Here is a 14,679-nt window from a genome sequence, read left to right as displayed (position 1 = left end):
GAAGGGCCCCTTCCTAACAAACTGTGGAGGGAGACACCGATGCGCAGCTGGCACGGACGGAGGTGGTTACGCCGTGGCGGTACCGCAGCCGTACTCGTTGTCGCTCTGCTCGCCACGGCCTCCTGCACCGGCACGGTGCCGCCCGACGCTGCCGCCGCCGGGGCGACGCCGGCCCCGGCCAGCTCCCCGGCCGCGCCGACCGTACCCGCCGCCGGCTCACCGACGGCCGCGCCGGCCCCGATCCCGGACACCCTGCGCTTCACCGGGACCACCCTCGACGGCAGCCCGCTCGACGCGACGACGTTCGCCGGCCGGCCCGTGGTGCTCTGGTTCTGGGCGCCGTGGTGCGCCACCTGCGCCAGCCAGGCGTGGACCGTTGCCGAGATCGCACCGCAGTACCGGGACACCGTGCCGATCGTCGGCGTCGCCGGCCTCGGCGAGCGCAACGCCATGAAGGACTTCGTCACCGAGTTCGACCTCGCCGGCACGCCGCAGATCGACGACCGCGCCGGCGCGCTCTGGCGTCGGTTCAAGGTGACCGAACAGAGCATCTTCGTGATCATCGACCGGAACGGCACTGTCGTCCACCAGGGCTTCCTCGACGGTGAGGCGCTCACCGCCCGCGTCGCCGCGCTGGCCCGGGCGTGACCACCCCGCTGCTGCTCGCGCTGACCGCCGGCATGCTCGGCGCTGTCAACCCGTGCGGCTTCGCGCTGCTGCCCGCGTACCTCTCGCTGTTGGTCGCCGGGACCACCGACACCCGCGGCGCGGTCGGCCGCGCGCTCACCGCGGCGGTCGGGCTGACAGTGGGGTACGTCGTGGTCTTCGGCGCCTTCGGCCTGGCGCTCGCGCCGCTCGCCGGCTGGCTGCGACCTCGGCTGCCGTGGCTGACAGTGACGCTCGGGCTGCTGCTCGTGGTGGCCGGCTGTTGGCTGCTCACCGGCCGGCGGCTGCCCACCCCCGGCTGGTCGGCCCGAGCGCCCCGACTGACCCGTTCCTGGCCGTCGATGGTGCTGTTCGGCGCGGCGTACGCGCTGGCCTCGCTCGGCTGCGCCATCGCACCGTTCCTGGCCATCGTGGTGACAAGCCTCCAGGCCGGTTCGACCGGCGAGGGGCTGGCGCTGTTCGGCGCGTACGCCCTCGGTATGGGGCTTGTGGTCGCTGTCGCCGCGCTCGGCGTGGCGCTGGTGCGCGACGGCCTGGTGGCCCGGCTGCGGGTCGCCGGCGCGCTGGTGCCCCGGCTCAGTGCCCTGGTGCTGCTGCTCACCGGCGGCTACGTCGCCTGGTACGGCTGGTACGAGCTGCGGCTCGCCGCCGGCCGCCGCGAAGCCCTGACGGACCCGGTGGTACGGGCGGCGGCCCAGGTGCAGCACGCCCTCGCCGACGGCCTCGACGCGCTCGGCCCGGTGGTAGTGCTCGCCGTGCTCGTCCTGCTCGCCGCGCTGGCCCTGGCTGTTAGGAAGGGCCCCTTCCTAACGCCTGCGGTAGAGGAAGGGTCCCTTCCTAACATGGTGGCTGAGCGCCCGACGGCACCGGCGGATACGCCGACGGGGGCCGGGATGGACCCAGCCCCCGCCGAGCGAACCGCTTAGCGCGGGGTAAGGCGGTCGGTGCCCATCCGGTCGCGCAGCACCTCGGGGATCAGCACCGAGCCGTCGGCCTGTTGGTACTGCTCCAGGATGGCCGGGAAGAGCCGGCTCGTGGCCAGGGCCGACCCGTTGAGCGTGTGCACGAAACGGGTCTGCTTGCCGCCCGGCTCGCGGTAGCGGATGGCCGCCCGGCGGGCCTGGTAGTCGCCGGCCCAGGAAACCGACGACACCTCCTTGTACTTGCCGGTGCTCGGCATCCACACCTCGATGTCGAGGGTCTTCTTCATCGAGGCGCTCGCGTCACCCGCCGAGAGCAGCGTCCGCTGGTAGTGCAGGCCCAGCCCTTCGACCAGGCTCTCGGCGTGGGCGAGCATCTCCTCAAGCGCGGCGTCCGCCTGCTCCGGAAGGGTGAACTGGAAGATCTCCACCTTGTTGAACTGGTGCCCGCGCACGGTGCCGCGCTCGTCCGAGTGCGACCCGGCCGACTCCCGGCGGTAGCACGGCGTGTACGCGAACGCCTTCAACGGCAGCTTCGTGGTGTCCAGGATCTCGTCCTGGTACGCGCCGAGGATCGCCGTCTCCGAGGTGGGCAGCAGGAACTGCCCGCGCGGGGCGGACGCGGCGTCCAGGTGGTAGACGTCGTCGTAGAACTTCGGGAACTGGCCGGCGGCGAAACCGGCCGAGTCCAGCAGCAGGTGCGGCGGGAGCAGGAACTCGTACCCGGCCCTGATGTGCTGGTCGATGAAGTAGTTGAGAAGCGCCCACTCCAGCCGGGCGCCGACCCCCGTGTAGATCCAGAAGCCGGAGCCGCCGAGCTTGACCCCGCGCTCGTAGTCGACAAGGCCCAGTGCCCGGGACAGCTCCACGTGGTCGCGGACCTTCTCGATCACCGGCGGCTCGCCGAAGGTCTTGACGACCCGGTTGGCCTCCTTGCCGCCGGGGAGGATGTCATCGGCGGGCAGGTTGGGCAGCTCGCTCATCGCGGTACGCAGCCGCCCCTGCACCTCGTCCAGCTCGGACTCCAGGTCGGAGAGCTGCCGGCGACCGGCCTCGGGGGCGACGGCCTCCGGCTCTCGGCCGGCGCGCTTCGCCTCCGCGTACGCCCGAGCGTCCGCCTTGCGGCGCTGCCGCTCGGCGTCGATCTCCGTGATGAGGGCGCGCCGTTCCTGGTCCAGCCGCTGGATCTCGTCCAGGGCCTGATCGACCTCGGCGGGATCCAGACGCTTCGCCAGCGCGGTCGCCACCGCCTCGCGATCCTTCCGGATCAACTCCATGTCGAGCATGCTGCTCCGTACGCCTCCGTCCGGGGTCGGGTGGACCACCAGATGCTACCGTCGCGCCCGTTTCGACCCGGGACGGGGAGCGACGACCCCGTTTCAGAGCCGGATCGGCAGGAGCTGTCAGCCCGACCGGCAGGAGCTGTCAGCCCGACCGCAGGAGCTGTCAGAGCCGGATCGGCATCAGCACGGAGAAGGTGTCGGCGTCGCCCGGGCGACGGACGGCAAGCGGGGCGATCGGCCCGTCCAGCTCCAGCACCAGCTGCGGCCCCCCGGCGGCGGCCAGCGCGTCGAGCAGGTAGTCACCGTTTACACCGATCCGCAATCCGCCGGCTTGGTCCGTACCGGCCGGGTCGGGCTCGTCGGTGGGGTCCAGCACCCGTAGGCCGCCCCGGTCGTCGAGGCCGAGGACTGTCACCGCCAGGGGCCGGCCGGCGTACTCGCGGGCCACAGTGGGGGCGGCCGGGGCCGTCAGCGCGGCCCGCAGCGCCGCCACGTCCACCGGGACGCGGTACGTGGCCCTGTGCTCGCCGACCGCCTCCCGCAGCAGCCGGCGGTAGTCCGGGAAGTCGTACGGCAGGGCGGTGCCGGTCAGCGTCCGGCCCGCCACCGCGATGCGCAGGTCGGTTCCGGCCACTGTCAGCCGTACCGGCTCGGGATCTTCGCTGTCGAGCAGCCGGCGCAGCCGGTCGACGAGGTCCACGGGCAGGAGCACCCGCGTCGGCGGACCGTCGACGGTCGCCCCGGCTCGGGCCAGCGCCATCCGGTGCCGGTCGGTGGCGACTAGTCGTACGGCGTCCGGCTCGACGTCCAGCAGCACCCCGCAGAGCACCGGCAGCTCCGGGTCGGCGCCGACGGCGAAACGCACCGCGTCGAGCGCGGCGGCCAGCTCGGTGGGGGAGAGCAGCAGCGTCGTGGCCTGAGCCGGCGCGGGGTCGACCAGGGCCCGGAGCCTGTCGATCTCGCGGCGGGCGTCGGCGAGCCCGTCGGCCAGCCGGCGCAGATGCGCGTCGAGCAGCCGGTGCACCTCGGCGGGCTCCGCGCGGACCGCGGCGGCGATCTCCGGCACCGGCATGCCGACCCGGCGCAGCCCGGCCACCAGCCGGGCCGGGGCGATCTGCTCGTCGGTGTACCAGCGGTAGCCGGTCACCGGGTCGACAAGGGCCGGCTCCAGCACGTTAGCCGAGTCGTAGAAGCGCAGGGCGCTCACCGTCAGGCCACTGGCCCGGGCCAGCTCGCCGATGCTGTGCAGGTCGCTCACCACGCCGGCATCCTGCCCCCTCAACCTGGTCGAGAGTCAAGCCGCCGAGAGTTAGGAAGGGCCCCTTCCTATGCAAAAGGCGTTAGTAAGGTGCCCTTCCTTACTCCGTCAGCACGCGGAAGGTCAGCCCCGCCCGGATCAGGCGGTCGAGCAGCGCGTCGCCCATCGCGCTGACCGGGGTGAGCTGGCCGGCGGCCGGCGGCAGGTCGTCGAGGGCCAGGCAGAGCGCGGACTCGGCGAGCATCTTCGCCGTCTCGTCGTAGCCCGGGTCGCCGCCCGCGACCTCGGTGACCACCCGCTGGCCGCCGCCGACGCCCACGAACCGGACCCGGAACCAGGACGTCGCCCGCTGCTGCGCTGTCGGCCCCTGCCCGGAGGCGAGCCGACCGAGCAGCCAGCGTCGGGTGGGTGGCAGCTTCACCAGGCCGACAAGCGCGCCGAGCCCCACAGCGCCGACCAGCACGGTCGGCAGCCGCTTCACGGCGGCGAAGTGCCGGTAGCGGAAGTCCGGGCCGTACTCGGGGCGAGCCGCCGCCGAGCGGCGGACCACCTGCGGGTCGATGGTGGGCAGCGGCACGGCCCAGATGCCCAGCTCCGCCGAACGGGCCACCCGGCCGGGTATCGCCCGGACCCGGCGGCCGGCCGGGCGTGGTTCGACGGCCCGGCGGGCGCGGGCCGCCCGGCTCGCCTCCCCGGTACGGGAGAACGCGGTGAGCGCGGAATGGTACGTGCCTGCGGAGAACCGCGCCCCGGCGCGTACGTAGCCGTCCACAGTGATCGGAACGTCGGCGGGCAACTGCTTGACGGTGAACCAGACGCCCAGGTCGTGCGGGATGGAGTCGAACCCGCAGGCGTGCACCAGTCGCGCGCCGGTGCGGTTCGCCTCGGCGTGGTGCCGGACGTACATCAGGTCGACGAACTCCGGCTCGCCGGTGATGTCCAGGTAGTCGGTGCCGGCCCGGGCGCAGGCGGCGACCAGCGGCTCCCCGTGGTGGACGTACGGGCCGACGGTGCTGGCGACCACCCGGGCGCTCTGGGCGACCGCCCGCAGCGAGTCGGCGTCGGTCACGTCGGCGGTGAGCAGCGCCAGGTCGGCGAGTGCGGGGTCGATCGCGGCGAGCCGGTCGCGCACGGCGGCGAGGCGGTCCCGGTTGCGCCCGGCAAGCGCCCAGCGCAACCCGGGCGGCGCGTGCCGGGCGAGGTAATCGGCGGTCAGCCCGCCGGTGAAGCCGGTCGCGCCGAACAACACCACGTCGTACGTCCGCTCCCCAGCCATCCTGCGAGTCTGCCACCCGTCGACCCCACCCGCCGATCACGAGGGCGGTTCACGGCGTGAACACGGCCCGGACGCAGCCGTCGGCGCGATCCCGGAACAGGGCGTACCCCTTCGGGCCGTCCTCCAGCGGCAGCTGGTGGGTGGCCAGGTGCTCGGTCCGCAGCTCGTCGCGGGCCATCCGGTGCAGCAGCATCGGCACGTCCCGCAGGTCGGGCCGGCCTGCCCCGCGCAGCGTGAGCCGCCTGTCGGTCACCGCACCCAGCGGGAACGCGTCGACGAACGCCTCCGCACCGCCGAGTACCACCACCACGCCGTCCTTGCGGCAGGCGTGCACGGCCTCGTGCAGCGCGTCCGGGCGGTCGGCGCCCCGCCCGGCGAGACGCTCGGTGACGGACCGCGCGGGCGGGGCGCCGACAGCCAGCACGCACACGTCCGCGCCGCGTCCACCGCTGCGGTCCCGCAACTCCGACGGGATGTCGGTACGGCGGTAGTCGAGCGGTTCCGCGCCGGAGTGCCGTTCGGCCATCCGGAGCCGTTCCTCGTGCCTGTCGACGACGACCACCCGGTCGGCGCCGCGCATCAACGCGGCGCGGGCGGTCAACTGGCCGACGGCACCGGCGCCCCAGACCGCCACCACGTCGCCGGGTCGCACATCGCCCAACTCGGCGGCCAGCCAGCCTGTCGGCGCGGCGTCGGCGGCGAACAGCGCCCGGTCGTCGCCCACCGCGTCCGGCACCCGGAACGCGCCCACGTCGGCGTACGGCACCCGGACGTACTCGGCGTGACCGCCGGCGAAGCCACCCGCCGCCGGGGGCCGGCCGAAGCAACCAGCGTCCGAGCGTCCCCAGCCGGGGTCGGCTGTCACCGGGTCGGTGCTGCCGTTGTCGCAGCAGGAATGCCGGCCCCGGCGGCAGTACCAGCAGCCGCCGCAGGCGACGCTCGCGCCGACCACGACACGATCGCCGACCCGGTGTCGCCGGACGGCCGGACCGGCCTCGACGACCTCACCCAGGAACTCGGTGCCGAGCACGTCACCGGCGCGCAGCAGCGGGTCCCGACCGGCCAGCAGCGGCAGGTCGGCACCACTTGTGGAGCTGCGCCGGACGCGGACGATGGCGTCCCGCTCGTTGCGCAGCTCCGGGTCGGGCACCTCGCGTACCGCCAGCTCGTCGGCGGCCACCCAGCACAGCGCCCTCACCCGGGGGCCTCGGGGCGGTCCAGCGCGGAGCGGTCCGCACGCAGCACCTCACCGGCCTCGACCCGCTGTTTGACCTGGCGCAACGTCCGGCGGACAAGCAGTCGCGGGTCGTCGCCGACGAGGTGGGCGGCGAGGCCGACAGTCGGGGCGGCGCCGGCCAGCGGGCGGGCGGCCAGCTCGGTGCCGCGGTCGCCGGGCGCCGGGCGCATCCGCACCTCGACAGCGCCGCCCAGGCGGCGCAGAGGCTCCGGCCACCGGCCGTCGGGAAGCACCTGCTCCGGCGGGCGGTCCACCGTCACCACCTCCCACCGCGCGGCCGCTGTGGGGTCGCCGTCCGCACCGGGTCGGCGACGCCACCGGGGTACGCGCACCAGCCGTCGCGCCCTGGCCAGCGCGGCGCGGGTCAGGGCGGATCCCGTGCGTGTCAGGCGTCCCATCCGTCCCTTCCGTCCTGCCGGATCCACGTCCCCCGATCGTCGGTCGGCACCGGGTGAAGCGGGCTCGCCCGGAAGGGGTGAACCGTCGCGGGTCGGGTAACCGCAGCCGACCAGGGGTGGGACGCGTCGGTGGGGGTGGGGCCGGGTGCCGGAACAGCGTGATCGCGTGCGGGTGGGCACGGCACCGGGGTTGCCCGGAGAACCGCCGCTGCTGGCGTCCCGGCTGACCCCTGCCGTGCCGCCCGAGCCGGTGGTGGCCCGGCCCCGCCTGCTGCGCCGGCTCGACGAGGGCAGCGCCGGACCGGTCACCCTGGTCACCGCGCCCGCCGGCTGGGGCAAGACCACACTGCTGGCAACCTGGGTACGCCTCGCCGCCGCCACGCCCGAGGCGGGCTCCGCGCCGGACGTCGGCGTCGGGCAGGCGGTGGCCCCCGGGCCGGCGCCGGCGTGGGTCTCGGTGGAGGCGGGTGACGACGGCGACCGGCTGTGGGCGTACCTGGCGGCGGCGCTGCGGACCGCGACCGGGGCGGCGGACGACAACCCGGTGGCGCCGCTGCCCGCCGGCCCACCGCGCCCCGACCAGCTGGAACTGCTCGCCGCCGGGCTGGCCGCCCTGGAACGCCCGGTGCTGCTGGTCCTGGACGACCTGCACCGGGTCGCCGATCCGGCGGCGTTGACCGGGCTGGAGTTCCTGCTGCGCCACTGCGAGGGGCGGCTGCACCTGGTGGTCGGTGCGAGGGCAGGGCTGCCGCTTGCCGTGCACCGGTTGCGCCTCGCCGGTGAGCTGACCGAGATCGGTCCGGACGAGTTGGCCTTCACCGACGACGAGGTGGCCGACCTGCTCACCGCCCACGGCGCACCGCTGCCCGCCACTGCGGTACGCAGGCTGCGGACCCGTACCGGCGGCTGGCCTGCGGCGCTGCGGATCGCCGCGCTGGCGTTGCGGGGGAGGCCCGACCCCGAGCGCTGGGTGGGGCAGTTCGGCGGTGACCAGCCGGAGATCGCCGGTTACCTGCGCGAGGAGGTGTTGGCCGCCGTCGACCCGGCCGATCGGGACCTGCTGCGCCGTACCGCCCTCGCCGAGACGGTCTGCGCCGACCTGGCCGAGGCGCTCACCGGTCGCGCCGACGCCGGGCAGGCGTTGGCCGACCTGGCCGAGGTCGGTGGTCTCCTGCGCCGGGAGGACAGCCGCCCGCCGTGGTACCGCTGCGATCCGCTGCTCGCCGACCTGCTCCGCGCCGAGCTGGCCCGGCTGCCCGGCGACGAGCTGCGGGAACTGCACGAGCGGGCGGCCGACTGGTACGCCGGGGACGGGCGCCCGGCCGACGGCCTGCGGCACGCCCTCGCTGCCGGCCGGTGGGACCTGGCCGGGGACCTGTTCGTCGCGCACTGGCCGGAGCTGACCCGGTACGACGACGAACCGGTCAGCGGCCCGACGCCCCCGTCCCCGCCACCGGACGTGCTGCGCGCCGATCCGGAGGTGGCACTGGCCTGCGCCGCCGAGCGGGCGTACGTCGGCGACCTGCCCGCAGCCAGCGGCCACCTGCGCGACGCCGCCGCGTACGCCGATGCCCTGCCGGTGCCGCGCCGGGACCGGTTCCTGCGGATGGCGACAGCCCTGGAGTTGACAGTTGCCCGGCTCGCCGGTGACCGGGCCGAAGTCCGCGCCTCCGCCGCCCGGCTGCTGCGCACGCGTCCGGCCGCAAGCACGCCGACCGGTGTCGCGCCAGCCACGTCGGAGCCGGCCACTTCCGCGCCGGCCACGAGCACATCGCCCGGCATCGCGCCGGCCGCGTCCGCGCCGGCCGGGCCCGTGTCACCCGGGTCGGGGTCAACCGGCCTCGCCTCGGGCCGGCCGGCGGCCCACCCGCCCAGCACCGACGACGCCGACCTGCGGGCGTTCACCGGTACGGCGTTGGGGCTCGTCGAACTGGCCTGCGGCGCGCTGCCCGCCGGGCGGTTCGTCCGGGCGCGGGAGGCGGCACGGGAGGCGGGCCGACCCCGCACCGAACTGGTCGGTGCCAGCCGCTCCGCGCTGCTGCTCGCGGTGCGCGGCGATCTGCACGCGGCGGAGCGGGCGGCCCGCGACGCCCTCGGCATGCCGCCGTGCCGGGGCTGGTCCTGCCGGCTCGACTGCTCCTACGCGTACCTGGCGTTGGCGGTGGTGGCGCTGCACCGTGACCAGCCCGAGGAAGCCGGCGCGAACCTCGCGCTCGCCGCCCAGGCCACCGGACCGGTCGGCACCGTCGAGGCGGGCTCCGGGTCGTCCAGCACGGCCGGTGAACCGGTCGCGGCGGCCCTCGCCGCGTGGTGCGGGGCGCACCTGCACCGCGACGCCGGTGATCCGGCGACCGGCCAGCGGATGCTCGTCCGGGCCCGCGAGTCGCTGCCCGACGAGCCCAGCGCCGCCGAGCTGTCGGGTCTGCTGCGGGCCGCGGAGGCCGAGATCCGCGCCTGGCGGGGCGACCTGGACGGCGCCCGGACCCTGCTGGCCGACGCCACCGCCGACGCCGCCACCCCGGCGCTCGCCGTGGCCCTGGCCCGGGTCCAGCTGCGCGCCGGTGACCCCGCCGCCGCCGGGCGGACCCTGCCGGACTGGCAGGCGCCGCCCGCCGACGCCTGGCCCCTGCCGGTACGCCTGGACGCCGGCCTACTGGACGCGGTGCTGGCCGACCGGAGCGGGGACGTACGCCGGGTCGGCCGCACCCTGGAGCAGGTGCTGGACCTGGCCGGTGCGCAGGGCTGCCGTCGGGTCTTCACGCGCGCCGACCCGTCGGTGCGGGACCTGCTGGCCGCGCACCTGGACGCCGGCACCGCGCATTTCCCGCTGGTCAGCGACCTGGTGCGCCAGGTCGAGCAGAGCGCGACCCCGCCGTCGGCAGAGCCGGCCCGATCGCTCGACGAGCCGCTCACCGAGCGGGAGCTGACCATCCTGCGCTACCTGCAGAGCATCCTGTCCAATGTGGAGATCGCCGCCGAGCTGTCGCTATCGGTAAACACTGTGAAGACCCACGTCCGCAACATCTACCGCAAGCTCGGCGCGACCCGCCGGCGTGAGGCGGTCCGGCGGGCGCGCGAGCTGCGCCTGATCTGAGCGGCGGTGAGCCCCTCGAATCAGGCGACGGGTCAGGCGTTGGCGGCGGCGTCCACGGCGGCCAGCAGGTCGGGCAGGTCGAACCCGCCCTCGTGCCGGACGTCGTTGATGTACAGGGTGGGCGTGCCGTTCACCCCGCTGCGGATTCCGCCCACGAAGTCCCGGCGCACCCGGTCGGCGTACACCCCGCGCTCGACCTCGTCGTTCACCTCGTCCGGCGGCAGCCCGAGCTGCTCAACGCCGAGCGACAGGTGCACCGGGTCCAGTTGGTCCTGGTGCTCGTACAGCCAGTCGTGCATCTCCCAGAACTTGCCCCGGCTGGCGGCGGCCTCGGCCGTCTCGGCGGCACGTTCGGCGTACGGGTGCACGTTGGCGATCGGGAAGTAGCGGTAGATGAGCCGTACCGTGTCGGAGCGCTGGCGCAGCAACTCGTGCAGGTTCGGGTACGCGGCACCGCAGAACGGGCACTGGAAGTCGCCGTACTCGATGATGGTCACCGCGGCGTTCGACGGCCCGCGGACATGGTCCTCGACGGTGACCGGCTCCCGCAGTCGGGCGGTCACCTGAAATGGCGTGGTCATCCGGCCACCACCTTCCGGTCGACGGCGATCCGCTCCAGGGCGTCGAGGATCCCGTCGGCGCCTGGGTTGACATCGGGTGAGGACAGGTAGCTCCAGGCGACGGTGCCGGTCGGGTCCAGCACCACGAGCGCCCGTGCCGCAACGCCCCGCGAGGTGTACGCGCCGTACCGGCGGGCCACCTCGCCCTTCGGTTCGAAGTCGGCGAGCAGCGCAAACGTGATGCCCTGGCTCTCGGCGAAGGCCCGGTGCGACCAGATGCTGTCCACCGAGATGCCGAGCACGACAGCCTGAAACTGGTCGAACATCGGTCCCGCCGCCTGGTAGAGCGACATCTGGTCGCCGCAGACCGGGCTCCAGTCGGCGGGATAGAAGGCGAGGACGACGGGTCGACCCCGGAACTGCTCGGGCCCGATCTGGTGCCCGTCCGGAGTGCTCGCCAGGGTGAAACCGGGCGCGGGGCGTCCCGGCTGGATCAGCCCGTTGGGATCACTCATGTCCCCAGCCTGCTTCCCGGGCGGGTGAGGTGGGCTCACCCGCCCGGGGTGGTTCCGCGTTCGTCAGCGCAGGACCGGGGCGACAGCGATGTGGTTCTGGACCTCCCGGATGCCCGGCGCGGACCAGGCCACCTGCTCCACCTCGGCGCGTTCGGGCATGGAGTGCACAAGCCCGGTGAGTACGACTGTGTCGCCGTGTACCCGGACGCTTATCCGTTCGGCCGCGGTGGCCTCGGCGCGGGCGAGCGCGTCGACGATCCGTTCGGCCAGGTTCGCGCTGTCCAGCGGGGCGACCGGTCGGACGCTGATGCCGTTGCTGACCCCGCGTACGCCTGTCAGCCGGCAGACGGCCCGTTCGGCGGCCCGGCGCTGGTACTCCCACTCGACCTCGCCGTGCAGCGTCACCCAGCCGGCCGACACGGTGACCTGGAGCTTCTCGATGGGCACGAACGCGTCCCACTCCAGCGCGTTGCCGGCGGCGGCCGCCAGGTCGGGGTCGGCGCGCTCGGCGCTGCCGGGAAGCCGCACGGCCAGGTCGTTGGCGACGGCCCGGACCTGGACCACGCGGTGCGCGGCCCGCTCGGCGGCCCACTTCTTGGCGTAGCTGTCCACCCGCCCGGTCAGCGTGACGACGCCCTCGTCGACTGTCACGCCGATCTCGTGCGGCTGCACCCGGGGTTCCCAGGTCAATTCGTCGAGTACGGCGGACTGGATGTCCTGGTCGGTGCGGCTGATCGTCGCGACGGCCATCGGCCCTCCTCCGCTGGGTTGACTGGCGGACCGGGGTCGCGGCCGGAGCCGCAGGTCCGCCGGGGTCCGATCCTGCCGGCGGCACGGGTGAGCCGTCCTCATCCGATTCAGGTGACCGCCTCTTTCACAAGCTACGAACATCGATGGTGGGAGCGCTTCCATGGCGGCGCGGAATCGGTTAAGGTAAGCGCGTTCCTCGATCGCGCAGAGCCGTCGCGTCGGGTGGTTGGAGCCAGGGCAGCTCCGGCCCGTCCCAGCGTCGTGCCCGTCCCCCGGGCCACGGCGTGACCACTCGTCGATCCCGTCCCCCGGGCGTCCCTGCCGAGAGGAACAAGCGTGTCCAGAAGTCTCGCTGGTGCGGTGGTGTCCGCGCTGGCCGTCGCCGCGGGCGTCGTGGTGGCCCCCTTCGCCGCCGCCTCGGCGCCAGCGGCTGACTCGTCGTCGGCTTCGGCCGCCGCCGAGGCGTACAGCTGGCGCAACGTCCAGGTCGGTGGCGGTGGCTTCGTGCCCGGCATCGTCTTCAACCCCACCGAGAAGAACCTGATCTACGCCCGGACCGACATCGGCGGCGCGTACCGCTGGGAGCAGTCCAGCCAGTCGTGGACGCCCCTGCTCGACTGGGTCGGCGCCGACCGGTGGGGCTACAACGGGGTGGTAAGCATCGCCACCGACCCGGTGCAGACCAACCGGGTGTACGCGGCGGTAGGCATGTACACGAACGGATGGGACCCGAACAACGGCGCGATCCTCCGCTCGGCCGACAAGGGCGCCACCTGGCAGATCACCGAGTTGCCGTTCAAGAACGGCGGCAACATGCCGGGCCGGGGGATGGGTGAGCGGCTCGCCGTCGACCCCAACCGGAACAGCATCGTCTACTACGGCGCCGAGGGCGGCAACGGGCTGTGGCGCAGCACCGACCACGGGGCCACGTGGGCGAAGGTCACCGCCTTCCCCAACGTCGGCAACTACCGGGCCGACCCGAGCGACCCCAACGGCTACAGCGGGCAGAACCAGGGCCTGACCTGGGTGAGCTTCGACAAGAGCACCGGTTCGGCCGGCTCCACCACGCAGACCATCTACGTCGGCGTGGCGGACAAGGAGAATCCGGTCTACCGCAGCACCGACGGGGGCGTCAGTTGGGCGCGCATCCCCGGCCAGCCCACCGGCTACCTGGCACACAAGGGCGTCGTCGATCCGGTCGGCGGTCACCTCTACATCGCCACAAGCGACACCGGCGGCCCGTACGACGGTGGCAAGGGTGACGTCTGGAAGTTCACCAGGTCCACCGGAGCGTGGACGCGGATCAGCCCGGTGCCGTCCACCAGCGCGGACGCGTACTTCGGCTACAGCGGCCTGACCATCGACCGGCAGCACCCGAACACGCTGCTGGTTGCCACCCAGGTCTCCTGGTGGCCGGACGCGATCTTCTTCCGCAGCACCGACGGCGGGGCGAGCTGGACCCGCATCTGGGAGTTCACAAGCTATCCCGAGCAGTCCCGCCGCTACACGATGGACGTCAGCTCCGTGCCCTGGCTGACGTTCGGCGTCAACCCGGCACCACCGGAGTCCTCGCCCAAGCTCGGCTGGATGAACGAGTCGGTGGAGATCGACCCGCACGACTCCAACCGGATGATGTACGGCACCGGCGCCACCATCTACGGCACCACCGACCTGACCAAGTGGGACACCGGCGGCCAGTTCACCATCAAGCCGATGGTGCGCGGCCTGGAGGAGACCGCTGTCCTCGACCTGATCAGCCCGCCCAGCGGCGCGCCGCTGATCAGCGCGCTCGGCGACGTCGGCGGCTTCCGGCACACCGACCTGGACGCCATCCCGGCAATGCTGTTCACCCAACCGGTCTTCACGAGCACCACAAGCCTGGACTACGCCGAGAGCAAGCCGGCCGTGCTCGTCCGCTCCGGCAACTTCACCGACGCCGACCGGCCCGGCGACAGCCACGTCGCCTTCTCCACCGACGGCGGCGCCACCTGGTTCCAGGGCACCGAGCCGTCCGGGGTCAACACCGGCGGTACGGTCGCGGCCGCCGCCGACGGCAGCCGGTTCGTCTGGGCGCCCGGCGACGCTGGTCAGCGGGTTGTCTACTCGGTCGGCTTCGGCAACACCTGGACACCGTCCACGGGCATCCCGGCCAACGCGACAATCGAGTCCGACCGGGTCGACCCCAACCGGTTCTACGGCTTCAGCGGCGGCCGGGTCTACCTCAGCACCGACGGCGGTGCGAGTTTCACCGCCACGGCGGCGACCGGGCTGCCCACCTCCGACGTGCGGTTCAAGGCCCTGCCCGGCCGGTCGGGCGAGCTGTGGCTGGCCGGACCCGGCGGGCTGTGGCGGTCCACCGACGCGGGCGCCAGCTTCGCCAAGCTGGGCGGCGTCAGCGCCTCCGGCAACGTCGGCTTCGGCAAGGCGGCACCGGGGCGGACCAACCCGGCCGTCTTCCTGTACGGCACTGTGGAGGGTCAGCCTGGAGTGCACCGCTCCGACGACGGCGGCACGACCTGGGTACGCGTCAACGACGACCGCCACCAGTACGGCAACCCGACCGAGGCGCTGACCGGTGATCCCCGCGTCTACGGCCGGGTCTACCTCGGCACCAACGGTCGGGGGATCGTTGTCGGCGAGCGCACCGGCGGACCCACCACCCCGCCGCCGACGACGCCCCCTCCGACGACGCCCCCTCCGACGACGCCCCCTCCGACGACAC

The 14,679-nt window shown here is 73.9% G+C and carries 12 protein-coding genes; 4 read left to right on the top strand and 8 right to left on the bottom strand.

Annotation, left to right across the window (positions count from 1 at the left end; all coding sequences use genetic code 11):
- Positions 1 to 39: 39 nt before the first annotated feature.
- Entirely contained in the window at positions 40 to 648 is a 609-nt protein-coding gene (locus ADK66_RS08035) for a redoxin family protein (protein ID WP_053653278.1), read from the top strand.
- A complete protein-coding gene (locus ADK66_RS08030; protein ID WP_082377313.1) occupies positions 645 to 1,592 on the top strand; it encodes a cytochrome c biogenesis CcdA family protein in 948 nt (315 codons plus the stop codon). Before ADK66_RS08035 ends, ADK66_RS08030 begins: the two co-directional genes overlap by 4 nt.
- Here ADK66_RS08030 and serS read toward each other — a convergent pair.
- The 5 genes from serS to ADK66_RS08005 form a co-directional block, all read right to left on the bottom strand.
- Positions 1,589 to 2,872: a serine--tRNA ligase gene (gene serS / locus ADK66_RS08025; RefSeq protein ID WP_053653366.1), complete on the bottom strand. Its 1,284-nt coding sequence runs from the start codon at positions 2,870 to 2,872 to the stop codon at positions 1,589 to 1,591. The two genes, ADK66_RS08030 and serS, sit on opposite strands and share 4 nt — an antisense overlap.
- 160 nt (positions 2,873 to 3,032) lie before the next feature.
- A complete protein-coding gene (locus tag ADK66_RS08020; RefSeq protein ID WP_053653365.1) occupies positions 3,033 to 4,118 on the bottom strand; it encodes a MerR family transcriptional regulator in 1,086 nt (361 codons plus the stop codon).
- A 109-nt stretch (positions 4,119 to 4,227) separates the two neighbouring features.
- A complete protein-coding gene (locus ADK66_RS08015; RefSeq protein ID WP_053653277.1) occupies positions 4,228 to 5,403 on the bottom strand; it encodes a trans-acting enoyl reductase family protein in 1,176 nt (391 codons plus the stop codon).
- 49 nt (positions 5,404 to 5,452) lie between these two features.
- The gene (locus ADK66_RS08010) at positions 5,453 to 6,601 is read right to left on the bottom strand and encodes an alcohol dehydrogenase catalytic domain-containing protein (protein ID WP_053653276.1); all 1,149 of its coding nucleotides are present in this window, start codon (positions 6,599 to 6,601) and stop codon (positions 5,453 to 5,455) included.
- Complete coding sequence (locus ADK66_RS08005; protein WP_053653275.1) at positions 6,598 to 7,038, bottom strand: hypothetical protein; 441 nt, start codon at positions 7,036 to 7,038, stop codon at positions 6,598 to 6,600. Before ADK66_RS08005 ends, ADK66_RS08010 begins: the two co-directional genes overlap by 4 nt.
- Positions 7,039 to 7,204: 166 nt before the next feature.
- Here ADK66_RS08005 and ADK66_RS08000 point away from each other — a divergent pair, with 166 nt between their 5' ends.
- Positions 7,205 to 10,132, top strand: a complete 2,928-nt coding sequence (locus ADK66_RS08000; RefSeq protein ID WP_231639964.1) for a LuxR C-terminal-related transcriptional regulator — start codon at positions 7,205 to 7,207, stop codon at positions 10,130 to 10,132.
- Between the two features lie 32 nt (positions 10,133 to 10,164).
- Here the strand turns inward: ADK66_RS08000 and ADK66_RS07995 are convergent, their stop codons facing one another.
- The 3 genes from ADK66_RS07995 to ADK66_RS07985 form a co-directional block, all read right to left on the bottom strand.
- Entirely contained in the window at positions 10,165 to 10,713 is a 549-nt protein-coding gene (locus tag ADK66_RS07995) for a thioredoxin domain-containing protein (protein WP_053653273.1), read from the bottom strand.
- Positions 10,710 to 11,207 carry a redoxin domain-containing protein gene (locus ADK66_RS07990; protein WP_053653272.1) on the bottom strand — a complete coding sequence of 166 codons (498 nt, stop codon included), beginning with the start codon at positions 11,205 to 11,207 and terminating at the stop codon, positions 10,710 to 10,712. The genes ADK66_RS07995 and ADK66_RS07990 overlap by 4 nt, the downstream gene beginning before the upstream one ends.
- A 63-nt stretch (positions 11,208 to 11,270) precedes the next feature.
- Positions 11,271 to 11,957 carry a BON domain-containing protein gene (locus tag ADK66_RS07985; RefSeq protein WP_053653271.1) on the bottom strand — a complete coding sequence of 229 codons (687 nt, stop codon included), beginning with the start codon at positions 11,955 to 11,957 and terminating at the stop codon, positions 11,271 to 11,273.
- A 336-nt stretch (positions 11,958 to 12,293) separates the two neighbouring features.
- Between ADK66_RS07985 and ADK66_RS07980 the strand changes: the two genes are divergently transcribed.
- A partial coding sequence (locus ADK66_RS07980; RefSeq protein ID WP_082377323.1) for a xyloglucanase occupies positions 12,294 to 14,679 on the top strand: 2,386 nt, incomplete at its 3' end.

It is taken from the genome of Micromonospora sp. NRRL B-16802, assembly GCF_001279555.1.
Classification (GTDB): domain Bacteria; phylum Actinomycetota; class Actinomycetes; order Mycobacteriales; family Micromonosporaceae; genus Micromonospora; species Micromonospora profundi.
Note: the sequence above shows the minus strand (reverse complement) of the source record. Positions and strands in the feature narration are given on the sequence as shown.

What these genes read in the sequence shown, in the direction of transcription:
- ADK66_RS08035 (WP_053653278.1), top strand. Translation starts at nt 40, where the DNA reads ATGCGCAGCTGGCACGGACGGAGGTGGTTACGCCGTGGCGGTACCGCA.
- serS (WP_053653366.1), bottom strand. Translation starts at nt 2,872, where the DNA reads ATGCTCGACATGGAGTTGATCCGGAAGGATCGCGAGGCGGTGGCGACC.
- ADK66_RS08015 (WP_053653277.1), bottom strand. Translation starts at nt 5,403, where the DNA reads ATGGCTGGGGAGCGGACGTACGACGTGGTGTTGTTCGGCGCGACCGGC.
- ADK66_RS08005 (WP_053653275.1), bottom strand. Translation starts at nt 7,038, where the DNA reads ATGGGACGCCTGACACGCACGGGATCCGCCCTGACCCGCGCCGCGCTG.
- ADK66_RS07995 (WP_053653273.1), bottom strand. Translation starts at nt 10,713, where the DNA reads ATGACCACGCCATTTCAGGTGACCGCCCGACTGCGGGAGCCGGTCACC.
- ADK66_RS07990 (WP_053653272.1), bottom strand. Translation starts at nt 11,207, where the DNA reads ATGAGTGATCCCAACGGGCTGATCCAGCCGGGACGCCCCGCGCCCGGT.
- ADK66_RS07985 (WP_053653271.1), bottom strand. Translation starts at nt 11,957, where the DNA reads ATGGCCGTCGCGACGATCAGCCGCACCGACCAGGACATCCAGTCCGCC.